The 514-nt window shown below is 55.4% G+C and carries 1 protein-coding gene; it reads right to left on the reverse strand.

What is annotated here, in order from left to right; all coding sequences use genetic code 11:
• The coding region (locus R7Q46_RS30420; protein WP_318078746.1) for an AAA family ATPase at positions 1-514 on the reverse strand (514 nt) is incomplete at both ends.

The following is a 514-nucleotide window of genomic DNA, read 5'->3' on the forward strand; positions in this document are numbered from 1 at the left end:
TTCAGCTTCCTCATCCGCATACCCTACTTTGGTGAAACGATAGCGATCCATAGCTGCGAGGTTCTGCATCATCACCCCCTGGTACAAACCAGAAGCATCACCGGACCCCGTAGAGTTACCAGTAACGACCACACGAAACATCGGGTGCGGCTTGATGATTTCCCCGCCATTCTGAGCGATCACAAGGGGACGCCCTTCAAGGACATCGTTGAGACCAGCCAGCTCGGCAGGGTCGGCCAAATCCACCTCGTTGATGAGGAGCAGATGACCTTCACGCATAGCGACTGCCAGAGGTCCATACATGAACTTCATGACAGGTGGTTGACCAGGCTTTTCCGCGACCAGAGCGTGATGTCCAATCAGATCTGTCAGCTCCATCCGCCCGTGGGCAGTGATTTGCTGAACAGGCCAGTTGAGACGACCAGCGATCTCGGTGATACCTGAGGTTTTGCCAGACCCGGTAGGGCCGGTTACGAACAATGCGTCACCGCCAGGCTCTTTGAGATAGGCCAAG

The organism is Vibrio sp. 811, assembly GCF_033339195.1.